The 21,889-nt window shown below is 65.0% G+C and carries 18 protein-coding genes and 1 other RNA gene; 8 read left to right on the forward strand and 11 right to left on the reverse strand.

Features of this window, described 5'->3' with window-relative positions; translation table 11 throughout:
- Positions 1-8: 8 nt before the first annotated feature.
- A complete protein-coding gene (locus J6497_RS01480) occupies positions 9-1,007 on the reverse strand; it encodes a flagellar motor protein MotA (RefSeq protein WP_225702442.1) in 999 nt (332 codons plus the stop codon).
- A gap of 479 nt (positions 1,008-1,486) precedes the next feature.
- Here J6497_RS01480 and J6497_RS01485 point away from each other — a divergent pair, with 479 nt between their 5' ends.
- The gene (locus tag J6497_RS01485) at positions 1,487-2,698 is read left to right on the forward strand and encodes an efflux RND transporter periplasmic adaptor subunit (RefSeq protein WP_225702443.1); all 1,212 of its coding nucleotides are present in this window, start codon (positions 1,487-1,489) and stop codon (positions 2,696-2,698) included.
- Between the two features lie 6 nt (positions 2,699-2,704).
- Positions 2,705-5,863 carry a multidrug efflux RND transporter permease subunit gene (locus tag J6497_RS01490; RefSeq protein WP_225702444.1) on the forward strand — a complete coding sequence of 1,053 codons (3,159 nt, stop codon included), beginning with the start codon at positions 2,705-2,707 and terminating at the stop codon, positions 5,861-5,863.
- 132 nt (positions 5,864-5,995) lie between these two features.
- On the opposite strand, the gene J6497_RS01495 is transcribed toward J6497_RS01490, so the two are convergent.
- From J6497_RS01495 to tkt, 8 genes are all read right to left on the reverse strand, one after another.
- Complete coding sequence (locus J6497_RS01495; RefSeq protein ID WP_225702445.1) at positions 5,996-6,787, reverse strand: inositol monophosphatase family protein; 792 nt, start codon at positions 6,785-6,787, stop codon at positions 5,996-5,998.
- 87 nt (positions 6,788-6,874) lie between these two features.
- A complete protein-coding gene (locus J6497_RS01500; protein ID WP_225702446.1) occupies positions 6,875-7,972 on the reverse strand; it encodes a tetratricopeptide repeat protein in 1,098 nt (365 codons plus the stop codon).
- Positions 7,969-8,655, reverse strand: coding sequence for a thiamine phosphate synthase (locus J6497_RS01505; protein WP_225702447.1), 687 nt, complete (start codon positions 8,653-8,655; stop codon positions 7,969-7,971). Before J6497_RS01505 ends, J6497_RS01500 begins: the two co-directional genes overlap by 4 nt.
- On the reverse strand, positions 8,656-9,681 hold the full coding sequence (locus J6497_RS01510; RefSeq protein ID WP_225702448.1) for a class I fructose-bisphosphate aldolase: 1,026 nt from the start codon (positions 9,679-9,681) through the stop codon (positions 8,656-8,658).
- 296 nt (positions 9,682-9,977) lie between these two features.
- The gene (gene fba / locus J6497_RS01515; RefSeq protein ID WP_225702449.1) at positions 9,978-11,045 is read right to left on the reverse strand and encodes a class II fructose-bisphosphate aldolase; all 1,068 of its coding nucleotides are present in this window, start codon (positions 11,043-11,045) and stop codon (positions 9,978-9,980) included.
- A gap of 46 nt (positions 11,046-11,091) precedes the next feature.
- Positions 11,092-12,288, reverse strand: a complete 1,197-nt coding sequence (locus J6497_RS01520) for a phosphoglycerate kinase (RefSeq protein WP_225702450.1) — start codon at positions 12,286-12,288, stop codon at positions 11,092-11,094.
- 122 nt (positions 12,289-12,410) lie between these two features.
- Entirely contained in the window at positions 12,411-13,418 is a 1,008-nt protein-coding gene (gene gap, locus J6497_RS01525) for a type I glyceraldehyde-3-phosphate dehydrogenase (RefSeq protein ID WP_225702451.1), read from the reverse strand.
- 142 nt (positions 13,419-13,560) lie between these two features.
- The gene (gene tkt / locus J6497_RS01530) at positions 13,561-15,546 is read right to left on the reverse strand and encodes a transketolase (protein WP_225702452.1); all 1,986 of its coding nucleotides are present in this window, start codon (positions 15,544-15,546) and stop codon (positions 13,561-13,563) included.
- A 398-nt stretch (positions 15,547-15,944) separates the two neighbouring features.
- Between tkt and J6497_RS01535 the strand changes: the two genes are divergently transcribed.
- From J6497_RS01535 to J6497_RS01555, 5 genes are all read left to right on the forward strand, one after another.
- Positions 15,945-16,265 (forward strand): DUF4164 domain-containing protein, encoded by a 321-nt coding sequence (locus tag J6497_RS01535; protein WP_225702453.1) that lies wholly within the window; start codon positions 15,945-15,947, stop codon positions 16,263-16,265.
- Positions 16,265-16,648, forward strand: coding sequence for a cell division protein ZapA (locus J6497_RS01540; protein ID WP_225702454.1), 384 nt, complete (start codon positions 16,265-16,267; stop codon positions 16,646-16,648). Before J6497_RS01535 ends, J6497_RS01540 begins: the two co-directional genes overlap by 1 nt.
- Positions 16,649-16,881: 233 nt before the next feature.
- Positions 16,882-17,042, forward strand: a non-coding RNA gene (gene ssrS / locus J6497_RS01545) — 6S RNA.
- Between the two features lie 210 nt (positions 17,043-17,252).
- A complete protein-coding gene (locus J6497_RS01550) occupies positions 17,253-17,828 on the forward strand; it encodes a 5-formyltetrahydrofolate cyclo-ligase (protein WP_225702455.1) in 576 nt (191 codons plus the stop codon).
- A gap of 6 nt (positions 17,829-17,834) precedes the next feature.
- Positions 17,835-18,659 (forward strand): TIGR00282 family metallophosphoesterase, encoded by an 825-nt coding sequence (locus J6497_RS01555; RefSeq protein WP_225702456.1) that lies wholly within the window; start codon positions 17,835-17,837, stop codon positions 18,657-18,659.
- A 60-nt stretch (positions 18,660-18,719) separates the two neighbouring features.
- Here the strand turns inward: J6497_RS01555 and J6497_RS01560 are convergent, their stop codons facing one another.
- Both J6497_RS01560 and J6497_RS01565 read right to left on the reverse strand, forming a co-directional pair.
- Positions 18,720-19,562 carry a C40 family peptidase gene (locus J6497_RS01560; protein ID WP_225702457.1) on the reverse strand — a complete coding sequence of 281 codons (843 nt, stop codon included), beginning with the start codon at positions 19,560-19,562 and terminating at the stop codon, positions 18,720-18,722.
- A complete protein-coding gene (locus J6497_RS01565; protein WP_225702458.1) occupies positions 19,555-20,937 on the reverse strand; it encodes a leucyl aminopeptidase family protein in 1,383 nt (460 codons plus the stop codon). The genes J6497_RS01560 and J6497_RS01565 overlap by 8 nt, the downstream gene beginning before the upstream one ends.
- Before the next feature lie 115 nt (positions 20,938-21,052).
- On the opposite strand from J6497_RS01565, the gene J6497_RS01570 reads away from it, so the two are divergent.
- Positions 21,053-21,862, forward strand: coding sequence for a tetratricopeptide repeat protein (locus J6497_RS01570; RefSeq protein WP_225702459.1), 810 nt, complete (start codon positions 21,053-21,055; stop codon positions 21,860-21,862).
- Positions 21,863-21,889 lie beyond the last annotated feature (27 nt).

The raw sequence follows: 21,889 nt of genomic DNA on the forward strand, positions 1-21,889 counted from the left end.
CTTCTCCGCTAACTCTTCTCCGGCTGACGCGCGAGGCGTTCGAGCAGGCGCTTGATCTCGCGGTTCTGCTCGCCCTGGCCGTCCGCCCATTCCCGGATCATCTGTTGCTCAGTGCGCATATGCGCAACCAGCCCCTGGATCGCTTCGGCGAGATTGGCCATCGCCGCCGTGGTGCCGCGGGTTCCGGCGCCTTCCTCCACCGCGACACGCAGCCGCTCGATCGCGTGCTGCAGGTTGCCGCCACCACCTGCAGCGACGGCACCGTCGCCTCCATATTCGCGGACTGTGCTCGCGAGCCAGTCCTCGAGGTCGGTGTAGAAACGGTTCTGCGCCTGGCTCGACTGCAGGTCGAGGAAGCCGAGGATCAAGGAACCGGCGAGGCCGAACAGCGAGGACGAGAACGAGATGCCCATGCCGCCAAGCGGCGCTGCCAGGCCTTCTTTCAGCGTGTCGAACAGCGTACCGGCATCACCGCCGGCCTTCAGCCCGTCGATCACCTTGCCGACCGAGCCGACGGTTTCGATCAGGCCCCAGAAGGTGCCGAGCAGGCCGAGGAATACCAACAGGCCCGTCATGTAGCGCGAGATGTCGCGCGCTTCGTCCAGGCGGGTCGCGATGGAATCGAGCAGGTGCCGCATCGTCTGCTGGCTGATCGACATCCGCCCGCTTCGCTCGCCGCCGAGAATCGCCGCCATCGGTGCCAGCAATGTCGGCCGCCGCTCGATCGCGAGCCCGGGATCGGCGATCCGGAAATTGTTGACCCATCGCACCTCGGGATAGAGCCGGATTACCTGGCGGAACGACAGGATGATACCGATCAAAAGCACGGCGCCGATCAGCGCGTTCAGCCCCGGATTGGCGAAGAAGGCGGTGATGATCTGCTTGTAGAGGACGATGCCGATCAGCGCGCACAGCACCAGAAATACCAGCATCCGCACCAGGAAAATCCGTGGAGAGGACAATTTGCTGAGTTCGGTCTCCATGTCGGAGCGGGGAGAGGAGGGCATTGCCGGCATGTCCGTTGCGAAAAGCCGCGTTCGGCCGCCAATATGGCACAGCGGCCATGGGAAGAAAGGTCGGAAACCGGAGTGTCACCAGAACTCCGACTGAAGCGGCGTGATCGGCTGCTTCGATACGACTGCCTCAGAACGCGGTGTGTCGGAACCTAGGGCTGGTCTCTAGAGGTTCTCCGGACAGGCCGAACCTGTCATCGGCGCGAGGTCGCGCAGCGAGTCGGGAGCTCTGCGCAGCTCTCGATGGGCGTAATGGAATACCTACAAGCTTCGATAGAATTGCTCTCACAATCCGGTGAATCCCAGAAAGCTTTTCCAGCTCAATGTGTTCCCGTGTGTGACATTGAGCCGCCTGCCTGATGTATTGCGTCGCAGCACCCTGTTCATATCCTATGGCCGTGGGTAGCGTGGAGTCGGCAGCAGCGCCGCGCTTTGACTAATGTTCAACAATCAAACTCGGGGCGACACTGTCAATGTTCGGACGACGCGCACGAACGGCATGCATTCTCCTGATGCTGGCCGCTACGGCGCCAGTGCTAGCCGGCTGCGATGAGCCGACTGCCGCGAGCGCTGCGGCGGAGACGGCGCCCGAACCCGAAGTCAGCGTTGTCGTCGCCAAGCCGCAGCCGCGGGCCGTGCTGCGTGAGTTGCCCGGCCGCGTCGCCCCGACGCGCGTCGCTGAAGTCCGCCCGCGCGTTTCCGGCATCATCGTCGAGCGTCTGTTCCATCAGGGCACCGAGGTCAAGGCAGGCGATCCTCTGTATCGCATCGATCCGCGGCCGTTCGAGGTCGAGGTGCAATCGAATCAGGCCGCGCTGGCGCGCGCCAAGGCCGTGCTCGATCTGGCAACCCAGCACGCGCACCGCGTCAGGACGCTGTACAGCCAGAAGGCGATGCCCGAAGCCGAAAACGAGAAGGCGATCGCCGCGCAGCGCCAGGCCGCAGCCGATGTCACGGCTCGCGAGGCGGATCTCGCGCGCGCCAAGCTCAATCTGGATTATGCCACCATCCGCGCGCCGATCGACGGCATCGTCGGCGCCGCTCTGGTCAGCGAAGGCGCGCTGGTGGTGCAGAACGATCCGACCTCGCTTGCGACCATCCAACAGATTGATCCGATCTATGCCGACTTCACCCAGTCGGTCACCGAGCTCAACCAGCTGCGCCGCGCATTCGAGACCGGCGAGCTCGACCGCATCGCGGCTGACGCGATGAAGGTGCGCCTCGTGCAGGACGATGGCGCGCTCTATCCGATTTCAGGCAAGCTGCTGTTCTCCGACGCCAAGGTCGACGCCTACACTGGTCAGGTGACGCTGCGCGGCGAGTTCCCCAATCCCAGGCGCGAATTGCTGCCGGGCATGTATGTGCGCGTGCTGATCGAGCAGGGTATCGACAGCGATGCGATCGCCGTGCCGCAGCAGGCGATCCAGCGTAATGGCGGCGGCGGCAGCGAGGTGTTCCTTGTGAAGGACGACGGGCACGTCGCAGTGCAGCCGGTGCGCACCGGCTCGCTGCAGAACGGGCAGGTGTTCGTGACCGAAGGTCTGAAGTCCGGCGACCGCGTCGTGGTCGAAGGCTTCCAGAAATTCGCGGCGGGCGACAAGGTCCGGCCGCAGGCGCTGACCGAAGCGGCGGATGCGTCGATCGGTGCGCAAGGGGAAAATAAAGCCGCGCAAGCGCTGCGGTGATCTGAGATGCCGAGCTTCTTCATCGACAGGCCGATCTTCGCCTGGGTCGTCGCGCTCTTCATCTGCCTGATCGGCGCGATCTCGATTCCGCTTCTGGCGATCGCGCAATATCCGATCATCGCGCCGCCCTCGATCTCGATCTCGACCAGCTATCCCGGCGCCTCGCCCGAAAACCTCTATAACAGCGTCACGCGGCTGATCGAGGAGGAGCTGAACGGCGCCAACGGCATCCTCAACTTCGAATCCACAAGCGACTCGCTGGGCCAGGTCGAGATCATCGCCAATTTCGTGCCGGGCACCGAGACCAGCCAGGCCTCGGTCGAGGTGCAGAACCGTCTCAAGCGCATCGAGGCGCGCCTGCCGCGCGCCGTGATCCAGCAGGGCATCCTGGTCGAGGAAGCCTCCAGCGCCGTGCTGCAGATCATCACGCTGAACTCAACCGACGGCAGCCTCGACGAAATCGGCCTCGGCGATTTCATGATCCGCAATGTGCTCGGCGAAGTCCGCCGCATCCCCGGCGTCGGCCGCGCCACGCTCTATTCGACCGAGCGTTCCTTGCGCATCTGGCTCGATCCGGCAAAGCTGGTCGGCTATGGATTGACCGCCGACGACGTCAACAAGGCGATATCAGCGCAGAACGCGCAGGTCGCCTCGGGCAGTATCGGCGCCGAGCCGGCCACGGACTCGCAACGCGTTTCAGCGCTGGTCCTGGTGAAGGGCCAGCTCTCCTCGCCGGACGAGTTCGGCGCCATCATCCTGCGCGCCAATGCTGATGGCTCGACCGTGCGCCTGCGCGATGTCGCGCGGCTGGAGATCGGCGGCCTCAGCTACCAGTTCCAGACGCGCCTCAACGGCAAGCCGACGGCGGGCCTCTCGGTGCTGATGTCGCCGACCGGCAACGCGCTGGCGACCGCAAGCGCGGTGGAAGCCAAGATGAAGGAGCTGTCGCGCTTCTTCCCGGCCAACATCACCTACGAGATCCCCTACAACATCACGCCCGTGGTGGAGGCCGCGATCGAGAAGGTGCTGTCGACGTTGGTCGAAGCCGTGGTGCTGGTCTTCATCGTGATGTTCCTGTTCCTGCAGAACATCCGCTACACCATCATTCCGACCATCGTCGTGCCCGTCGCGCTGCTCGGCGCCTGCGCCATGCTGATGCTCCTCGGCTATTCCATCAACATGCTGACCATGTTCGGCATGGTGCTGGCAGTCGGCATCCTTGTCGACGACGCCATCGTCGTCGTGGAAAACGTCGAGCGCATCATGGCCGAAGAGGGCTTGTCGCCGAAGGAGGCGACCCGCAAGGCGATGTCGCAGATCACCGGCGCCATCATCGGCATCACGCTGGTGCTGGTCGCCGTGTTCATCCCGATGGCCTTCTTCCCGGGATCGGTCGGCATCATCTACCGCCAGTTCTCGGTCACCATGGTGGCTGCGATCTCGTTCTCCGCTCTGCTTGCGATGTCGCTGACGCCGGCGCTGTGCGCGACCTTGCTCAAGCCCGTCACCGCCGGGCACGGTCACGCGCGCAGAGGCGTGTTCGGCTGGTTCAACCGCGCGCTCGATGGCACTCGTGACGGTTACACGCGCACGGTCCGCGGAACGCTGAAGCGCACCGGGCGGCTGATGCTGATCTATGTGGCGCTTCTGGTCGGGTTGGGCTGGGGTTTCGTGCGGCTGCCCGGCGGCTTCCTGCCGGTCGACGACCAGGGCTTCATCACCACCGACGTGCAGACGCCGTCCGATTCCTCTTACGCGCGCACCGAAGCTGCGATCGAGAAGGTCGAGAAGTACTTGCTGGCGCGCTCCGCCATCGAGAATGTCACGTTCCTCACCGGCTTCAGCTTCCTCGGCCAGGGATTCAACACCGCACAGGCCTTCATCACGCTGAAGGACTGGTCGGAACGTGGACCGAAGGATTCGGCGGCCGCGATCGTCGCCGACATCAACCGCGATCTTTCATCGATCCGCGACGCCAAGATCTCGGCGCTGCAGCCGCCGCCGATCGACAACCTCGGCAACTCCTCCGGCTTCTCGTTCCGCCTGCAGGATCGCGGGCAGAAGGGCTATGCCGCGCTCACCGCCGCCGCCGACCGCCTGGTTACCCAAGCCAATGCCAGCCCCGTGCTGCAGAAGGTCTATATCGAAGGTCTGCCGCCGGCACCGCAGATCAATCTGGTGATCGACCGCGAGAAGGCCGGCGCCTTCGGCGTCACCTTCGAGGACATCAACAACACGATCTCAACCAATCTCGGCTCGAACTACATCAACGATTTCCCCAACCGCGGCCGCATGCAGCGCGTCGTGGTGCAGGCGGACAAGTTCACCCGCATGAATGCGGATGACATCCTGAACTACAACGTCAAGAACAACCGCGGCCAGCTCGTGCCGTTCTCGTCCTTTGCCTCGATCGAATGGCAGCGGGGACCGACCCAGATCGCCGGCTTCAACTATTATCCCGCGGTACGCATCTCCGGCGAGGCGCGCCTTGGCTACACGTCGGGCGATGCCCTGAACGAGATGGAGCGGCTCGCCAATATGTTGCCGCGCGGCTTCGGCTATGAATGGACCGGCCAGTCGCTGCAGGAAAAACTCTCGGGTTCGCAGGCGCCATTCCTGCTCGCCTTGTCGGTGCTGGTGGTGTTCCTTCTGCTCGCCGCGCTGTACGAGAGCTGGACGATTCCGCTCGCGGTGCTCCTGACCATACCGCTCGGCGTCACCGGCGCGGTGATCGCCGCGACCATGCGCGGGCTGGCCAACGATGTCTATTTCACCGTCGGTCTGATCACCATCATCGGTCTTGCCGCCAAGGATGCCATCCTGATCATCGAGTTCGCGAAGGATCTGCGGGCGCATGGCAAGCCGCTGATCGAGGCAACCGTGGAAGCCTGTTCGTTGCGTTTCCGCCCGATCCTGATGACCGGCCTCGCCTTCGTGTTCGGCGTGTTCCCGATGGCGATCGCCCACGGCGCCGGCGGCGCCAGCCAGAACGCGCTCGGCACCGTTGTCATGGGCGGCATGATCGCGGTCGTGATCCTGGCGCTGTTGATGGTCCCGGTGTTCTTCGTCAGCGTGCAACGCGTGCTGGCCGGCGACCGCGAGCCGAAGGAAGCCAAGGCGCCGCAGCCGCACGCGCCGCCGGTGCCGGCGCAGACGAGCCATTGACGCGTCATTCCGGGGCGCGCGTCAGCGCGAGCCCGGAATCCATTTCGCCACTGGTTCTGCGGATCAATGGATTCTGGGCCCGCGCCAAGAGGCGCGTCCCGGAATGACAGCGCTCAGGAAAACACGCGCTCGTTACCCCAGCGGCTTCAAAATCTTCACGAGTTCCCCGTGCACGAACTCGTTGCCGCACACGACATTTCCCGTCGTCAGTGCGTTGTCGTGCCCTTCGATGCCAGTGATGGTGCCGCCGGCTTCGCGCACCATGATCTGGCCGGCCGCGATGTCCCAGGGGGAGAGGTTGCGTTCCCAATAGCCGTCGAGCCGGCCGGCGGCGACGAAGGCGAGATCGAGCGAGGCGGCGCCGAAGCGGCGGAAGCCGGCGACCCTGTTCTGCAGCGCCGCCATCTCCTTCAGTGCCAAGCCATGGTCGCCGCGGCCGATGTGGGGCAGCCCGCAGGCGACCACACATTCGTCGAGCTTGCGGCGGCCGGCGACGCGCAGGCGCTGGTCGTTGAGGAACGCGCCCTTGCCGCGCTCGGCGATATAAAGCTCGTCATTGGCGGGGTTATAGATCACCCCGGCAATCACCGTGCCCTCGCGCGCCAGCGCGATCGAGATCGCGAATTGCGGGATGCCGTGTAGGAAGTTGGTGGTGCCGTCCAGCGGATCGACGATCCAGCTATGGCTCTTGTCGGTGCCCTCGCGGGTGCCGCCTTCCTCGCCGAGGAAGCCGTAGCCCGGGCGGGCCTTGGCGAGGTCGGTGTAGAGCATCTCCTCGGCACGCTTGTCGGCCAGCGAGACGAAATTCGCCGGCCCCTTCAGCGACACCTGCAGGTGCTCGATCTCGCCGAGATCGCGCTTGAGGCTGCGGCCGGCGCGGCGCGCGGCCTTGACCATGACGTTGATGAGGGCGGAATAGAGCATGATGGAGGGCTTGTCGGGTGGGAAACGGCCCAATGCCGTCGGAGATTTCCGACCTGCGTGCCCTCTCGGGATGGCGCCGTCAAGGCGTCATTTGCCGGTGCCGAGCCATTTGCGCGCGGCCTCCTCGGCCTTGGCGCGATCCTGCGGGGTCATGTCCATAAGCATGTCGTCCAGTTCCGGATCGCCCTTGCCGGCGGTCTTGGCGACGGTGTGCCATTTCAGCGCCTCGACCTTGTCCTGCGGCGCGCCCTGGCCGGTGGCGAGCACGCGGGCGAGGCGGTTCTGCGCGATCGGCGAATTCTGCCGGGCCGCCTTGCGCAATAGCGCCACCGCCGCCGGCTGATTCCGCGGGGTGCCATTGCCGTTGTAAAGGGCGATCGCATATTCGACCTCGGCATCGACATTGTCGGCAAGCGAGGCCGCCTGCAACAGCCGCACCGATTTCTCGAGATCCTTGGGCACCCCGGTGCCTTCTTTGTAGAAGGTCGCGAGCGCGTATTGCGCTTCGGGGCTGCCGGCGTCGGCTGCCATTCGCAACAATTCGGCACAGCGCTTGAGATCCTGCGGCAGCGTCTGGCCGTCGAGGTAGAGCAGCGCCAGATTATAGGCCGCCTTGGGGTTGCCGAGCTTGGCCGAGGACGCCAAGAGCTTCACGGCTTCGTCCTTGTTCATGGGGCCGCCGCGGCCCGCGAGCCGCATCATCGCGAGCGCGAACATCGCCTCGCGGTCGCCGGCGTCGGACGCGCGCTGGTACCATTCGGCAGCCTTGCCGTAGTCACGCTTGATGCCGAGCCCGTTGGCATAGAGCTCGCCGAGCATGGTCATCGCCTTGGGGTCGTGGGCGTCATTCGCCCGCGTCGTGGCGAGATCGAAGGCGGTCTTGTAGAGGCCGCGCTGATAGGCGCCGTAGACCAGATCGACATTGGGATCCTCGAACTCGTGTGTCGGGCTCGGGGATGGCGTCGGCGAGGGCGCCGGCTTCGGCGAGGGCGCCGGCTTCGGCGTGGCCGGCTTCTTTTCTGCCGCTGCCTTCGGCTTCGGCGTATGCTTCGGCGCTTTTTTCTTCGCGGCCGGCTTGTTGGCTGGCGTTTGCGCGGCCGGCGGCGTCAGCGAAATCTGCGCGACCGCGCCCGTCGCCAGCACAGCGCAGCCGAGCACCACCGCTATCGGACGCAGGAGGCTCATTCCGGCGTCAGTCCTGCCCTTGCTTTTCCAACCGCGCTCGCATGCGCTTCCCGGATGGTCGCGCCGACCTCGGCGAGCGCTGTGCCGGCGCCGCGCGAATCGGCGAAGATGAAGTCGCCGACCAGGACGAAGTCTGCGCCGGCGGATGCAAATTCAAGAGCCTCTGCGCGCGAGGTGGCGTAGCCGATGCAGGGCGGCTCAAACAACTCGTCCCACCAGTTGAGCCGCTCAGCGATCGCCTGTGCCGAGGGCCGCTGCCCCTGCGCATCGGGCTCGCCGAACAGCACGTAATCGGCGCCGAGCTCGCCCGCGGCCATGGATTCGTGCCGCGTCGGCAGCCCGCCGACGCCGGCGATGCGGTCCGGCTTCAGCGACGGCAGCGCCTCCTCCAGCGCGGCAAGGCCGGTGAGATGCGCGCCGTCGGCGCCGGCACGGGCGACGAGCTCGACATGGCCGTCGATCAGGAGCGCGGCGCCAGCGTTCTGGATCACCGGCACGAGCGCCTTCACGCGCGAGATCATCGTGCGCTGGTCGGTCTCGCGCAGCCGCAGCAGCACCGCTGCGACGTCGGCGGCGGCGAGCAGGGCAGGCAGGCTTGCGATGAGTTCAGAGGGATCGTCCACCACCGGCGTCGCGAGATAGAGGCGCGTCGCCGGGCGTGGCGGAACGGGCTTTGCGGCCAACTATGCCACCTTCTTTTCCAGGCCGGTCTCCCACTCGCCTTTGCTCGCGAGCCCGTTCATGCGGGCGCGGTGGCTGAAGGCGCGTTGGCCAGCCGCGACATTCTCGGCCTTGCCGGACCACGCCTTCTGCGGCGCCGCCTGCAGCGCGCGGCCGTAAGAGAAGGTGAGCTTCCAGGGCAGGCCGCCGATCCGGTTCATGGCATCAAGGTGCGCGGTCGCCTCTTCATCGCTCTGGCCGCCGGAGAGGAAGGCGATGCCGGGCACCGCGGCGGGCACGCAGGCCTTCAGCAGGCGGACGGTCTTCTCGGCGACTTCCTGCACCGATGCCTGCTTCGGGCTCTTCTTGCCTGACACCGCCATGTTTGGCTTCAGCACCATGCCTTCGAGTTCGACCCGCTGCACGAACAGTTCATGGAATACCGTGCGCAGCACCTGCTGCGTCACCTCATAGCAGCGGTCGATGTCATGGCCGCCGTCCATCAGCACTTCCGGCTCGACGATCGGCACGATCTGTGCCGCCTGGCACAGCGCGGCGTAGCGCGCCAGCGCGTGGGCGTTGACATGGATCGCGGTCCTGGTGGGAATGCCCTGTCCGATGTCAATGACGGCGCGCCATTTCGCGAAGCGCGCGCCGCGCTCGTAATATTTCTTCAGGCGCTCGGCGAGCTTGTCGAGGCCGATGGTTACGAGTTCGCCGGGACAGCCGGGCAAAGCTTGCGTGCCCTCATCCACCTTGATGCCGGGGATGCTGCCGGCCTGCTCGATCAGCTTGATCAGCGGCGTGCCGTCCTTCGCGTTCTGCCAGATCGTCTCGTCATAGAGGATGACGCCGGAAACATATCTGCTCATCGCCTCCGTCGAGCGAAACAGCATCTCGCGGTAGTCGCGCCGGTTCTCCTCGGTCGATTCCACCCCGATCGCGTCGAAGCGCTTCTTGATGGTCCCTGAGGATTCGTCGGCGGCCAAAACGCCCTTGCCCGGGGTGACCATGGCAAGCGCGATCTTGTTGAGGTCAGCGAGGTTCATAGAACGTCCTCCAGATGGTTTCATGCCCTTGCAAACCAAAATAGGCGGTTATCGGGCAATTGCCTAGAAAACGTTCGCCGCAGCGCGCGGCCGCGCGGTTCGGCGCAGGATTAACATTAAAACCGAACAGCGGCCACAAATCGAACTCCCCTCCGCCTTCCGCGTGCGGGGGGAGCGGAGAGCCTGTAGCCCGGGTGGAGCGAAGCGTAACCGGGACCCCTCTGTCCGTATCGCGAGCGGCCCCCGAGTTACGCTGGCGCTTCACCCCGGGCTACGCCATCCGTAAGCCGATGCAGTTACGCCACCTTCGGATCGAGCTCGCCTTTGGCGTAGCGCTTGGCCATTTCCGCCGTGGTCAGCACCTTCTGGATCTTGCTGGCCTGGCCAGCGGTATTGAACTCCTGCAGCCGCTGCTTGCACAGCTTGGTCATCGCTTCCATCGCGGGCTTCAAATATTTGCGCGGATCGAACTCTTCCGGGTGTTCCTTGAACACCTTGCGGATCTGCCCGGTCATTGCCATGCGGTTATCGGTATCGATGTTGATCTTGCGCACGCCGTTCTTGATGCCGCGCTGGATCTCGCTGATAGGCACGCCCCAGGTCGGCTTCATCTTGCCGCCATGCTCGTTGATGATGTCCTGCAGGTCCTGCGGCACCGAGGAGGAGCCGTGCATGACCAGATGCGTGTTCGGCAGCTTGCGGTGGATCTCCTCGATCACGTTCATGGCAAGGATGTCGCCATCCGGCTTGCGGGTGAACTTGTAGGCGCCATGCGAGGTGCCCATCGCGATCGCGAGCGCGTCGACCTTGGTCTCCTTCACGAACTTCACCGCTTCGTCCGGATTGGTCAGGAGCTGGTCGTGGGAGAGCTTGCCTTCGGCGCCGTGGCCGTCTTCCTTGTCGCCCATGCCGGTCTCGAGCGAGCCGAGCACGCCGAGTTCGCCTTCCACCGAAATGCCGCCGAGATGGGCCATGTTGGTGACGGTCCTGGTCACGCCGACATTGTAGTCCCAGTCGCCGGGCGTCTTGCCGTCGGCTTTCAGCGAGCCGTCCATCATGACCGAGGTGAAGCCGGCCTGGATCGCGGTCATGCAGGTGGTGGGCTCGTTGCCGTGGTCGAGATGCACGCAGACCGGGATCTGCGGGTAGATCTCGGTGAGGGCGTCCATCATGTGCTTGAGCATCACGTCATTGGCATAGGCGCGGGCGCCGCGGGAAGCCTGGATGATGACGGGTGCATCGACGCCGGAGGCTGCCTCCATGATCGACAGCGCTTGCTCCATATTGTTGATGTTGAAGGCCGGCACCCCGTAATCGTGCTCAGCCGCATGGTCGAGCAGTTGCCGCAAGGTAATGCGAGCCATCCGGATTCTCCTTGTAGTTACAGCGCGTTCGCGCGTGTGCTGGTAATCAGCGAATTTTCAGAACTTCGACGCCCGGCAGCGGCTTGCCTTCCATCCATTCAAGAAATGCGCCGCCGGCGGTCGAGACATAGGTGAAATCATGTGCGACGCCGGCCTGGTTCAGCGCCGCGACAGTGTCGCCGCCGCCTGCGACCGAAAGTAGCTTCTTCGCCTTGGTGCGCTCGGCGGCGTGCTTGGCCGCCACCACGGTCCCACGATCGAACGGCGTCAGCTCAAAGGCGCCGAGCGGGCCGTTCCACACCAGCGTCGCCGCATCGTCGATTGCGGCATGGATGCGGGCGGTCGATTGGGGGCCGACGTCGAGGATCATGCCCTCAGTCGGGATCGCGTCCAGGCCATAGGCATGCGACGCCGAATTGGCTGCGAAGTGGAAGGCGACGATGGCATCGACGGGAAGGATAATGGCGCAATTGGAGGCTGCCGCCTTGTCCAGGATGCGCAGCGCAGTCGCGGCGAGATCCTTCTCCGCCAGCGACTTGCCGATGCCGACGCCCTGCGCGTGCAGGAAGGTGTTGGCCATGCCGCCGCCGATCACCAGCGCGTCGACTTTCGTGACCAGGTTCTCGAGCAGGTCGATCTTGGTGGAAACCTTTGCGCCGCCGATAATCGCGATCACCGGCTTGGTCGGGGCTTCCAGTGCCTTGCCGAGCGCATCGAGCTCGGCCTGCATGGTGCGTCCGGCATAGGCCGGCAGCTTGTGGCCGAGGCCTTCGGTCGAGGCATGGGCGCGGTGTGCCGCCGAGAACGCGTCATTGACCCAGATGTCGCCGAGCTTTGCCAATTCCGCGACGAAGGCCGGATCGTTCTTCTCTTCCTCCTTGTGGAAGCGCGTATTCTCCAGGCAAAGGATCTCGCCGTCCTTTAAGCCCGCCACGGCCTTTGCCGCGGCCTCGCCGATGCAATCGTCGGCGAAAGCAACCGGCTTCTTGATCACCTTCGACAGTGCGTCAGCGACCGGCTTCAACGATTCCTTGGGATCGCGTCCCTTGGGACGGCCGAAATGCGCGAGCAGAATGACCTTGCCGCCGTTGTCGGAAAGCTCGGTGATCGTCGGCGCGACACGCTCAAGCCGCGTGGTATCGGTGACGCGTCCATTTTCCATGGGCACGTTGAGGTCGACGCGGAGCAGCACGCGCTTGCCCTTCACGTCGACGTCGTCGAGGGTGCGGAATGATTTTGTCATTGGAGGGTCCTCTGCGGCCATCCTTCGAGACGCCGCGCCAGGCGCGGCGTCTCAGGATGAGGTCTCTCCCTCATGGCGAGAAGCGCGCTTTCGCGCGCGTCTCGAACCATGAAGCCGAGAAATCAGAGCAGCTTTCCGATCGCGACCGCGGTGTCGGCCATGCGGTTGGAGAAGCCCCACTCGTTGTCGTACCAGGACATCACCCGCACCAGCGTGCCGTTCAGCACCTTGGTCTGGTCCATGTGGAAGGTCGATGAGTGCGGGTCGTGGTTGAAGTCGATCGAGACGTTCGGCGCGGTGGTGTAGCCCAGGATGCCCTTGAGCTGCTGCTCCGAGGCACGCTTCATCGCCTCGTTGATTTCCTTGACGTCGGTTGCGCGCTTGGCGACGATCTTCAGATCCACCACCGAGACGTTCGGAGTCGGCACGCGGATCGCGACGCCGTCGAGCTTGCCCTTCAGCTCGGGCAGCACCAGGCCGATCGCCTTGGCCGCGCCGGTCGAGGTCGGGATCATCGACATCGCCGCTGCGCGGCCGCGGTAGAGATCCTTGTGCAGCGTGTCCAGCGTCGGCTGGTCACCGGTATAGGCATGGATCGTGGTCATGAAGCCGGTCTCGATGCCGACCGTGTCGTTCAAAACCTTCGCCACCGGTGCAAGGCAGTTGGTGGTGCAGGAACCGTTGGAGATCACCAAGTGATCCTTGGTCAGCGTGTCATGGTTGACGCCGTAGACGATGGTGGCGTCGGCGCCATCGGCAGGTGCCGACACCAGCACGCGCTTGGCGCCGGCGGTCAGATGCGCGGACGCCTTCTCCTTGGCAGTGAAGATGCCGGTGCATTCCAGCGCGACATCGACGCCGAGATCCTTCCAGGGCAGCTTGGACGGATCGCGCTCGGCCGACACCTTGATCTTGCCGTTGCCGAGGCTGAGCGAGTCGCCATCGACGGTGACGGTGCCCGGGAAACGCCCGTGCACGGAATCATAGCGGAGCAGGTGGGCATTGGTTTCGACCGGGCCGAGATCGTTGATGCCGACCACTTCGATGTCCTTGCGGCCAGACTCGGCGATGGCACGTAGGATGTTGCGGCCGATGCGACCGAACCCGTTGATAGCGACCCGGACTGCCATGCTGTTTCACTCCTCTAATAGCTGCTGCCGTCCCCGCTAGCGCGTGCTCCAGCGAGGGTGTTACGGCGGATCGCCCGGTTCGGCCGGACGAGGACGGATTAGATAGAGGTTACCTAGTCCTTTTTCGGGGCAAGCTCAACCGCTAGCCAACGCGCTTCAGGGCAGCGTGAACGGCGGCCTCGGCGGTAATTCCGAAGTGCTTGAAAAGGTCCTTCACTGGCGCGCTGGCGCCGAAACCGTGCATGCCGATGAATTCGCCCTCCTGGCCAATCACGGCATCCCAACCCCAGCGCACGGCCGCCTCGATCGCGATCTTGACCGGCGCATTGCCGATGATGGCCTTTTTCCGGTCTTCCGGCTGCGCCAGCAACAATTCGAGCGAGGGCACCGACACCACCCGCGACGGGATGCCGCGTTCTGCAAGCTGTTTCTGCGCGTCGACGGCGATCTCGACCTCGGAACCGGACGCGAAGAGTGACACTTTTGCGTCACCTTGCGCCGAGACCAGTTCATAAGCGCCGTGGCTGCACGGATTGTCGGCAGGCGCGGTGGTCCGAAGCTGGGGCACGTTCTGCCGCGTCAGCGCCAGCACCGTCGGACCGTCGATCCGGTTCAGCGCCAGCTCCCAGCATTCTGCAACCTCAATGGCATCGCAGGGACGGAACACGCGCATGTTGGGAATGGCGCGTAGCGCGGCGAGGTGCTCGACCGGCTGGTGCGTCGGGCCGTCTTCGCCGAGCCCGATTGAGTCATGGGTCATGACATAGACGACGCCGGTGCCCATCAGCGCCGCGAGCCGCATCGCCGGCCGCGCATAGTCGGTGAACACCAGGAACGTGGCGCCGTTCGGCGCAAAGCCGCCATGGAGGAAGATGCCGTTCATCGCAGCCGCCATGCCGTGCTCGCGGATGCCGTAATGGATGAAGCGGCCCTTCGGCGTCTTGGCGGAGAAGTTGGTCGCCGACTTCGCCTTGTTGTTGTTGGAGCCGGTGAGGTCGGCCGATCCGGCCAGAAACTCCATCGGCATCGCAGCCGCGATCACCTCGATCGCGGCCTCCGACGACTTGCGGGTCGCGACGTTGAGCGGGGTTTCGAGCAGCGCCTTCTTGTGCCCCTTCAGCGCCTTTGCGAGCGACGCCGGCCGTTCGTGCCGTATCCGGCGCTCGAATTCCGCGCGCTTGCGGCTGCCGAGCTCGGCGAAGCGCGCTTCCCATTGCTGACGCTCCGCAGCGCCCCGCGCGCCGGCTTCGCGCCAGGCCTTCAGCACGTCATCCGGCACTGAGAACGGCTCGAGCGAGATGCCAAGCTTTTCCTTGGCACCTTTCAGCTCGTCCGCACCGAGCGCTTCGCCGTGCACCTTGGCGGTGCCGGCTTTCGTCGGCGCGCCGTAGCCGATCGTGGTCTTGCAGGCGATCAGCGTCGGCTTGCTCGATTTCTGCGCGCGCGCGATCGCATCCGCGATCGCTTTCTGATCCTGGCCGTTGATGTGCTCGGCGGCCCAGCCGGCTGACTTGAATCGCTTCACCTGGTCGACGGAATCCGCAAGCGATGTCGGACCGTCGATCGAGATGCCGTTGTCGTCGTAGAGCACGATCAGCTTGTTGAGCCGCCAGTGACCGGCGAGCGCGATCGCTTCCTGTGACACGCCTTCCATCAGGTCGCCGTCCGAGGCGAGCACATAGGTGTGGTGGCTGACGATCTTCTTGCCGAACTCCGCGGATAGCATCTTCTCCGCCACCGCCATGCCGACCGCGGTCGAGATGCCCTGGCCCAGCGGGCCGGTCGTGGTCTCGATGCCCTTGGTGTGGAAGTTTTCGGGATGCCCCGGCGTCAGCGAGCCCAATTGACGGAAGTGCTTGAGGTGGTCGAGCGTCATGTCCTTGTTGCCGGTGAGGTACAACAGCGAATAGAGCAGCATCGAGCCGTGACCGGCGGAGAGCACGAACCGGTCGCGGTCCGGCCAGGCGGGGTCGGCCGCATCGAATTTCAGAAACTGTGTAAACAGGACGGTCGCGACGTCGGCCGCGCCCATCGGCAGGCCAGGATGGCCGGATTTCGCCTTCTCGACCGCATCCATTGCGAGGCCACGAATGGCGTTGGCCATACGGGTGTGATCGACCTGCGTCATGATGAAAATCCGTCCGAAATGAGAGGCTTGGCTTGCATGCGCCGCCCGGAGGGCCGCCATATGCGGGTGGTAGGCACGAAAGAGAGGGCTGGATAGCACCTCAATTCCGGAAGTCCAAGGGAGGTTCAAGGCAAGGAAACGTGCTTTCGGGGGCAAAAGTTGCGCTCGGCGGGGTCTGCCGAAGGGGGCATGAACCGGCGCGGGCGCCGGTTTCCCGAAAGGGCGGGCCTGGGTAAACCGACAGGAGCGGCGGCCTGTGTGGCTCCATCTATCGGTGCATAGTTTACCGGCGACGTTGCGCCGGCCTCGCTCACCACGTAAATTTCGCCGCCTAAGCGCTTGCCGAACCGTGAGGATTCGCGGAACGGCCACGCCATCGAGGGTCCACTTTGTCTCGTATGAGCGATCGTTCCACCAACGCGGCTGCCAATGCCGAACCCGCTATCGCCGACGTCGATGCCGCCACGAGGCGGCTGATGGCGGCGCTGGATGCGCTGGAAAGCGCCGTCGAGCGGCGGCGCGAGGCTGACCGCGACGAGAACGAACTGGCGAGCCGAATCCAGGCGCTCGGCGCCGACCGCTCGCGACTTGCAGATGAGCTCGATAACTCGCTGGTGAAGACGCGCAAGCTCGAGCGCACCAATCGCGAGATTGCTGAGAAGCTGGGTACTGCGATCGGCACCATCCGCGCCGTGCTCGATGCCGGGGAGGACACGTGATGAGCCACATCAACGTCACCATCAACGGCCGGCAATACCGGATGGCGTGCGAAGAGGGGCAGGAGGTTCGTCTTTTGAAGCTCGCTGAGAACCTTGAATCGCGCATTGAATCGCTGCGCGGCAAGTTCGGCGAGATCGGCGATGCGCGCCTCACCGTGATGGCCGCGCTTACTGCCTGCGATGAACTGGTCGACGCCGGTGCACGCATCCGCAGCCTGGAGGAAGAGATTGAAGCTTTGCGCAACTCCGGAGCCGCCGCGGTCGATCGCGCCCGCGCCACGCAAGTCGCGATCTCGAACGCACTCAACGCCGCCGCCGAGCGGATCGAAAAGACCACGCAGGTGCTCAACCGCACCATCGGTGGTGGCATCGCGATCGGTTGACTCGCTATTTCACCCTCTCCTGAAAGGGGAGGATCGGTTCGCATGCAGCGAAGCGGAATGCGAATCGGGGAGGGGTCAACTCTCTCCACTCGGGCAGTGTCGCTGGTGGAGAGACCTGACCCCTCCCCGCCGCTCATTTCATTCGCGTCACCCTCCCCTTTCAGGGGAGGGTGACGACGGAGGTTTTCCATTCCCGCTGGCGAAACCCTGCGCTCATCGCTACATTACTCCTCGCGAAGCTGCGTTGCGCGTCAGGAGCTATATATCCCCGGGGCCTTATCGATCCTTTAGGGAACTGTCCCTGGCCGGGTCCGTGGACCCGGACATATGGTGCCCACCTACTTTCGTAGGGAACTCCGGGATCGAACGCTTCAACGGCCTCTGCGGCTTCGCGCTCTGGTTTTGTTGCCTGCCGTCGTGCTGCGGCGGTTAAGTTTGTGTATCGATATCATACCCCGCCAACGGGTCGGCCGAATGGCCGCCCGATGACAGGCTCCGGCGGGGGTATCCAGTACGCCGCGGCCTCGCCGTCAAAGTACAACTGTCTCTGCAATACTGGATCATCCGCTTGCGCGGATGATGACAGCGCAACAGGGGTAATCGCATGCGCGCCATCTCTCCGAAGGCTGAGCTTCGCAGCGCCGCGCTCACCCGACGTGATGCGCTGAGCGAGGAGGAGCGCACTGCTGCCGCAGCGAAGATCGCCAAGCGCGGCCTGCCGTTCGAGATCGCGCGCGGCAGAATCGTCTCCGGCTATTCCCCGATCCGCAGCGAGATCGATCCGATGCCGCTGATGCTCGAGCTTGCGGCGCGGGGCGCGCAGCTTGCACTGCCGGCGGTCACTGCGCGCGGCCACTCCCTGGTCTTCCGCGCCTTCGCCAAGGGCGATCGGCTGACGCTTGGCGCGCTCGGCATTCCCGAGCCATCGCCGGCCGCCGCCGAGTTGATCCCCGACATCATGCTGGTGCCGCTCGCGGCCTTCGACCGGGTCGGTCACCGGATCGGCTATGGTGCCGGCTATTACGACTTCACCTTGACCCATTTGCGCAAGGCCAAGCACGTGATCGGCATCGGGCTTGCCTTCGCGGCGCAGGAAATCAAGGCGGTTCCGGCTTTGTCGCACGACGTCGCGCTTGATTATGTGCTAACCGAGCGTAAGACGTTCGATTTCCGGGAGTAGCCTGATTTGCGTATCCTCTTCGTCGGTGATGTCGTCGGCAGGACCGGCCGCACCGCCATCTCAGAGCATCTTCCCCGCATGATCCGTGACTGGTCGCTCGATCTCGTCATCGTCAATGGCGAGAATGCCGCCGGCGGCTTCGGCATCACCGAGGCGATCTACCAGGAATTCCTGGATGCCGGGGCCGACGCGATCACGCTCGGCAACCATGCGTGGAATCAGAAGGAAGCGCTGGTGTTCATCGAGCGCGCGCCGCGGTTGATCCGCCCGCTCAACTTTCCGCGCCACGCGCCGGGCCGCGGCGCCACGCTCGTCGACACCAAGAACGGCAGGCGTGCGCTCGTCCTCAACGCGATCGGCCGCGTCTTCATGGAGCCATCCAACGATCCGTTCGCCGCGGTCGAGCGCGAGCTCGAGGCCTGTCCGTTGCGGCAGGCGGCGGATGCGATCGTGGTGGATTTCCACGGCGAGGCCACCTCCGAGAAGCAGGGCATGGGCTTCTTTTGCGATGGTCGCGTCAGCCTCGTGATCGGTACCCACACCCATGTGCCCACCGCCGATCACCAGGTGCTGCCCGGCGGCACCGCCTATATGACTGACGCCGGCATGACCGGCGACTACGATTCCATCATTGGCATGCAGAAGGAAGAGCCGCTGCAGCGCTTCCAGACCGGCATCCCCTCCGGCCGTTTCGAGCCGGCCTCCGGCGAAGCAACGCTGAGCGGCGTCGCGATCGAGACCGACGACGCCACCGGCCTCGCGCTGCGTATTGCGCCCGTACGCGCCGGTGGACGCCTCGAGCCGGCCGTGCCTGGATTCTGGGTCAGTTAGTTCAAGAACGCGTGCCGACTGCGAACGGGTGCTGCTCGACGCCATCGAGCAACTGAAGACCTAAAGCCGCTTGATCGCGAGGATGTCGCTGCCGGCCGCCTTGATGCGTGCGATGGCCTCAGCGGTGTTCTCGATCACGGTTGCCATGTGATGCGCGTTGGCGTGCACCATCGTTGCCGCGTCGCGCACGATGGCGACATGGCCCTTCCAGAAGATCAGGTCGCCTCGCTGCAGCTTCTTTGTTTCTGCCGCGCTCAGCTCGCGCCCGAGACCCTGCTGCTGCATATCGCTGTCGCGCGGACAGCCGGTGCCGGCGGCGGTCAGCGCGACCTGCACCAGGCCTGAGCAATCGATGCCAAGGCTGCTTTTGCCGCCCCAGAGATAGGGCGTGCCGACGAAACGTTCAGCAACAGCCACGAAATCGGTCTCGATCGCGTCGATGCCGCCGACGTGGCGGCGCGGCAAATGCCAGCCTTCGCGCGTCACCGCAAACCCGCCGTCCTCGCGCGCGAGGTTCAGCCTGGCGCCGAGTGGCAGCGTCTCGACCGGCGGCAGCTTGATCGAGGGGCCGGGAAAGGCGAAGGTCCGCAGCGCCGTCACCTTGTGGGTTGGCGCGGCGGAAGGCTTTGTCAGCGCGGCGTCGGGCAGCCAGCCGACATAGCCGTCGCCATTGAGCTGGCCCCAGGCGAACCCCTCGCTGGTGCGGTCATAGATGGTGACGCGCTCGCCCTTCAGGGCCTGCGTCAGCAGCGTGGCGTCGGAGCGCGGCGCTCCCCAAAGCGGTGCGAGAGCGTGCGCGACCTCGAATTCCTCGCCGGCAACGAACCGCTCTGCGCTCACCTTGCCTTCGAGATATTTCGCGGCGATATCGCCCCGCGTAGGCGTCAGGCGCGGATCATCCATAGCGCTGGCTCAACAGTTTGTAGATCGCGCGCGCCGCCTGGCATTCGCCGCCTTCGGGCCGCGCCGGTTTCGCGCTGGGAGTCCAGCCATAGATATCGACATGCAGCCAGCGTTTGGCGTGCTCGACAAAGCGCTGCAGGAACAGCGCGCAGGTGATCGAACCGGCGAACGTGCCCGACGGCGCGTTGGTGATGTCCGCGGTCTTCGAGTCCATCCAGGCATCGTAGGCGGGCCATAGCGGCATGCGCCACAACGGATCGTGCTCCGCCTTGGCGTGAGCCGCAACTTCGGCGGCCAGCGTGTCATCCTGCGTATAAAAGGGCGGCAGGTCCGGCCCCAGCGCCACGCGCGCGGCGCCCGTCAGCGTGCCCAGGTCGACCAGGAGATCCGGCTTCTCCTCGTCGGCGAACGCCAATGCGTCGGCGAGGACCAGCCGTCCTTCGGCATCGGTGTTGCCGATCTCGACCGTCAGCCCCTTACGAGAGGTGAAGATGTCGAGCGGGCGGAAGGCGTTGCCCGCCACCGCGTTCTCGACCGCGGGGATCAGCACGCGCAGCCGCATCTTGAGCTTCGCGTCCATCACCATCTGCGCCAGCGCAAGCACATTGGCGGCGCCGCCCATGTCCTTCTTCATGATGAGCATGCCGCTCGATGGTTTTAGGTCGAGCCCGCCGGTGTCGAAGCAGACGCCCTTGCCGACCAGCGTCACCTTGGGGTGATCGGGGTTACCCCAGGTGAGATCGATCAGCCGCGGCGCGCGGGGTGACGCCATGCCGACAGCATGGATCAGCGGAAAATTCTGTCGCACGAGCTCGTCGCCCGTGATGCAGTTGAACGCGGCGCCGAACCGGGACGCGATCTGCTCTGCCGCCTGCGCCAGCTCCTGTGGCCCCATGTCGTTCGAGGGGGTGTTGATGAGGTCGCGCGCCAGGCATGCGGCTTCCGCCGTGCGCGAGATGTCGGGTGCATCGATGCCATCCGGCGGCACCAGTCGCACGTCGGGCACGTCGGCCTTGCGATAGCGGGCGAAGCGGTAGCTGCCAAGCGCAAAGGCGAGCGCGGCGAGCCGCGTATCGTGCGGCGCATTGGCGAAGCGGTAGACGCCTGGCGGCAGCAACCCAGGCAGGCTACCCGGCCGGAACGGATCGCGCGACCGGCTTGCCTCATCCTCAAGTCCGAACAGCACCTGTGCGAGCGAACCGTCCGGCGCCGGCAGCGCCAGATATTTGCCGGGCTTGGCCGCAAAGCCATTGGCCTGGGCGAACTGCCGCGCATGGGCGGGAAGCATCTCGCGGATCTGCTCCCAATTCGATTTGGTGACGAAGGTGATGGGAATGGCGTTTGACGCGGATGCGGTTTCGAAGATGGATGGCATGCTGCTCTCATCAAATGGCAGGGGCGCTGCCCAATTAACCAGACGTTAGGGTTAACAGTCTATTGCTGGCACATTCGGCTCAATCTTTTCGCCTGAAATCGTGAGTTAAAGCGCCATGCGTCGACAGTCCAGTCTTGCCCGCGCTCTCGCGGCGGCGGCCCTTTCGGCGCTGCTGGCGGCAGGTCTTGGTGGCTGCCAGACACTCTCCGATGTCGCGGGCTCGCTGACGACACGGACGAAGACCGCCGCAGCCGCGCCGGATGATCCACGCCGTGCCGTCGAATTCTATGGCGAGCGCTATCGCGCCAACCCGAAGGATGTTGAGGCCGCGATCGGCTACGGGCAGGCGCTGCGTACGACTGGACAGCGGGCGCAGGCGGTCGCGATGCTGGAGCAGGCCACGATCGCCAATCCCGGCAACCGTCTGCTGCTCGCGGCCTACGGCCGGGCGCTTGCCGACAACGGCAATGCGCAGGCAGCGTTCGACGTGCTGAGCCGCGCGCACTCGCCCGACAATCCAGATTGGCGCATCCTCTCGGTGCAAGGAACCGCGCTCGACCGGCTTGGCCGCCACGAGGAGGCGCGCCGCTATTATGCGAGCGCGCTGCGTATCGCTCCGGACGAGCCGTCGGTACTGTCCAATCTCGGACTGTCCTACATGCTAAGCCGCGATCTGCCCAAGGCCGAAGAGAGCCTGCGCCGCGCCTATGCCAGCGGCCGTGCCGACACGCGGGTGCGACAGAACCTTGCCCTGGTGGTCGGCCTGCAGGGCCGGTTCGCGGAAGCCGAGAACATCGTCAAGGCCGACCTGCCAGCCGACGAAGCCGCCGCCAACGTCGCCTACCTCCGCGACATGCTGAAGGGCCGCGATAATCCGCGGACCGCGGCAGCGAAACCAGTGCCGGTCGTCGCGCGCGACGACTGATCCGTCCCGAGCGTTGTTGGTCAAGAT

It is taken from the genome of Bradyrhizobium cenepequi, from assembly GCF_020329485.1.
Classification (GTDB): Bacteria; Pseudomonadota; Alphaproteobacteria; order Rhizobiales; family Xanthobacteraceae; genus Bradyrhizobium; species Bradyrhizobium cenepequi.

What these genes read in the sequence shown, in the direction of transcription:
- J6497_RS01480 (WP_225702442.1), bottom strand. Translation starts at nt 1,007, where the DNA reads ATGCCCTCCTCTCCCCGCTCCGACATGGAGACCGAACTCAGCAAATTG.
- J6497_RS01485 (WP_225702443.1), top strand. Translation starts at nt 1,487, where the DNA reads ATGTTCGGACGACGCGCACGAACGGCATGCATTCTCCTGATGCTGGCC.
- J6497_RS01490 (WP_225702444.1), top strand. Translation starts at nt 2,705, where the DNA reads ATGCCGAGCTTCTTCATCGACAGGCCGATCTTCGCCTGGGTCGTCGCG.
- J6497_RS01495 (WP_225702445.1), bottom strand. Translation starts at nt 6,787, where the DNA reads ATGCTCTATTCCGCCCTCATCAACGTCATGGTCAAGGCCGCGCGCCGC.
- J6497_RS01500 (WP_225702446.1), bottom strand. Translation starts at nt 7,972, where the DNA reads ATGAGCCTCCTGCGTCCGATAGCGGTGGTGCTCGGCTGCGCTGTGCTG.
- J6497_RS01510 (WP_225702448.1), bottom strand. Translation starts at nt 9,681, where the DNA reads ATGAACCTCGCTGACCTCAACAAGATCGCGCTTGCCATGGTCACCCCG.
- fba (WP_225702449.1), bottom strand. Translation starts at nt 11,045, where the DNA reads ATGGCTCGCATTACCTTGCGGCAACTGCTCGACCATGCGGCTGAGCAC.
- J6497_RS01520 (WP_225702450.1), bottom strand. Translation starts at nt 12,288, where the DNA reads ATGACAAAATCATTCCGCACCCTCGACGACGTCGACGTGAAGGGCAAG.
- gap (WP_225702451.1), bottom strand. Translation starts at nt 13,418, where the DNA reads ATGGCAGTCCGGGTCGCTATCAACGGGTTCGGTCGCATCGGCCGCAAC.
- tkt (WP_225702452.1), bottom strand. Translation starts at nt 15,546, where the DNA reads ATGACGCAGGTCGATCACACCCGTATGGCCAACGCCATTCGTGGCCTC.
- J6497_RS01535 (WP_225702453.1), top strand. Translation starts at nt 15,945, where the DNA reads ATGAGCGATCGTTCCACCAACGCGGCTGCCAATGCCGAACCCGCTATC.
- J6497_RS01540 (WP_225702454.1), top strand. Translation starts at nt 16,265, where the DNA reads ATGAGCCACATCAACGTCACCATCAACGGCCGGCAATACCGGATGGCG.
- J6497_RS01550 (WP_225702455.1), top strand. Translation starts at nt 17,253, where the DNA reads ATGCGCGCCATCTCTCCGAAGGCTGAGCTTCGCAGCGCCGCGCTCACC.
- J6497_RS01560 (WP_225702457.1), bottom strand. Translation starts at nt 19,562, where the DNA reads ATGGATGATCCGCGCCTGACGCCTACGCGGGGCGATATCGCCGCGAAA.
- J6497_RS01565 (WP_225702458.1), bottom strand. Translation starts at nt 20,937, where the DNA reads ATGCCATCCATCTTCGAAACCGCATCCGCGTCAAACGCCATTCCCATC.
- J6497_RS01570 (WP_225702459.1), top strand. Translation starts at nt 21,053, where the DNA reads ATGCGTCGACAGTCCAGTCTTGCCCGCGCTCTCGCGGCGGCGGCCCTT.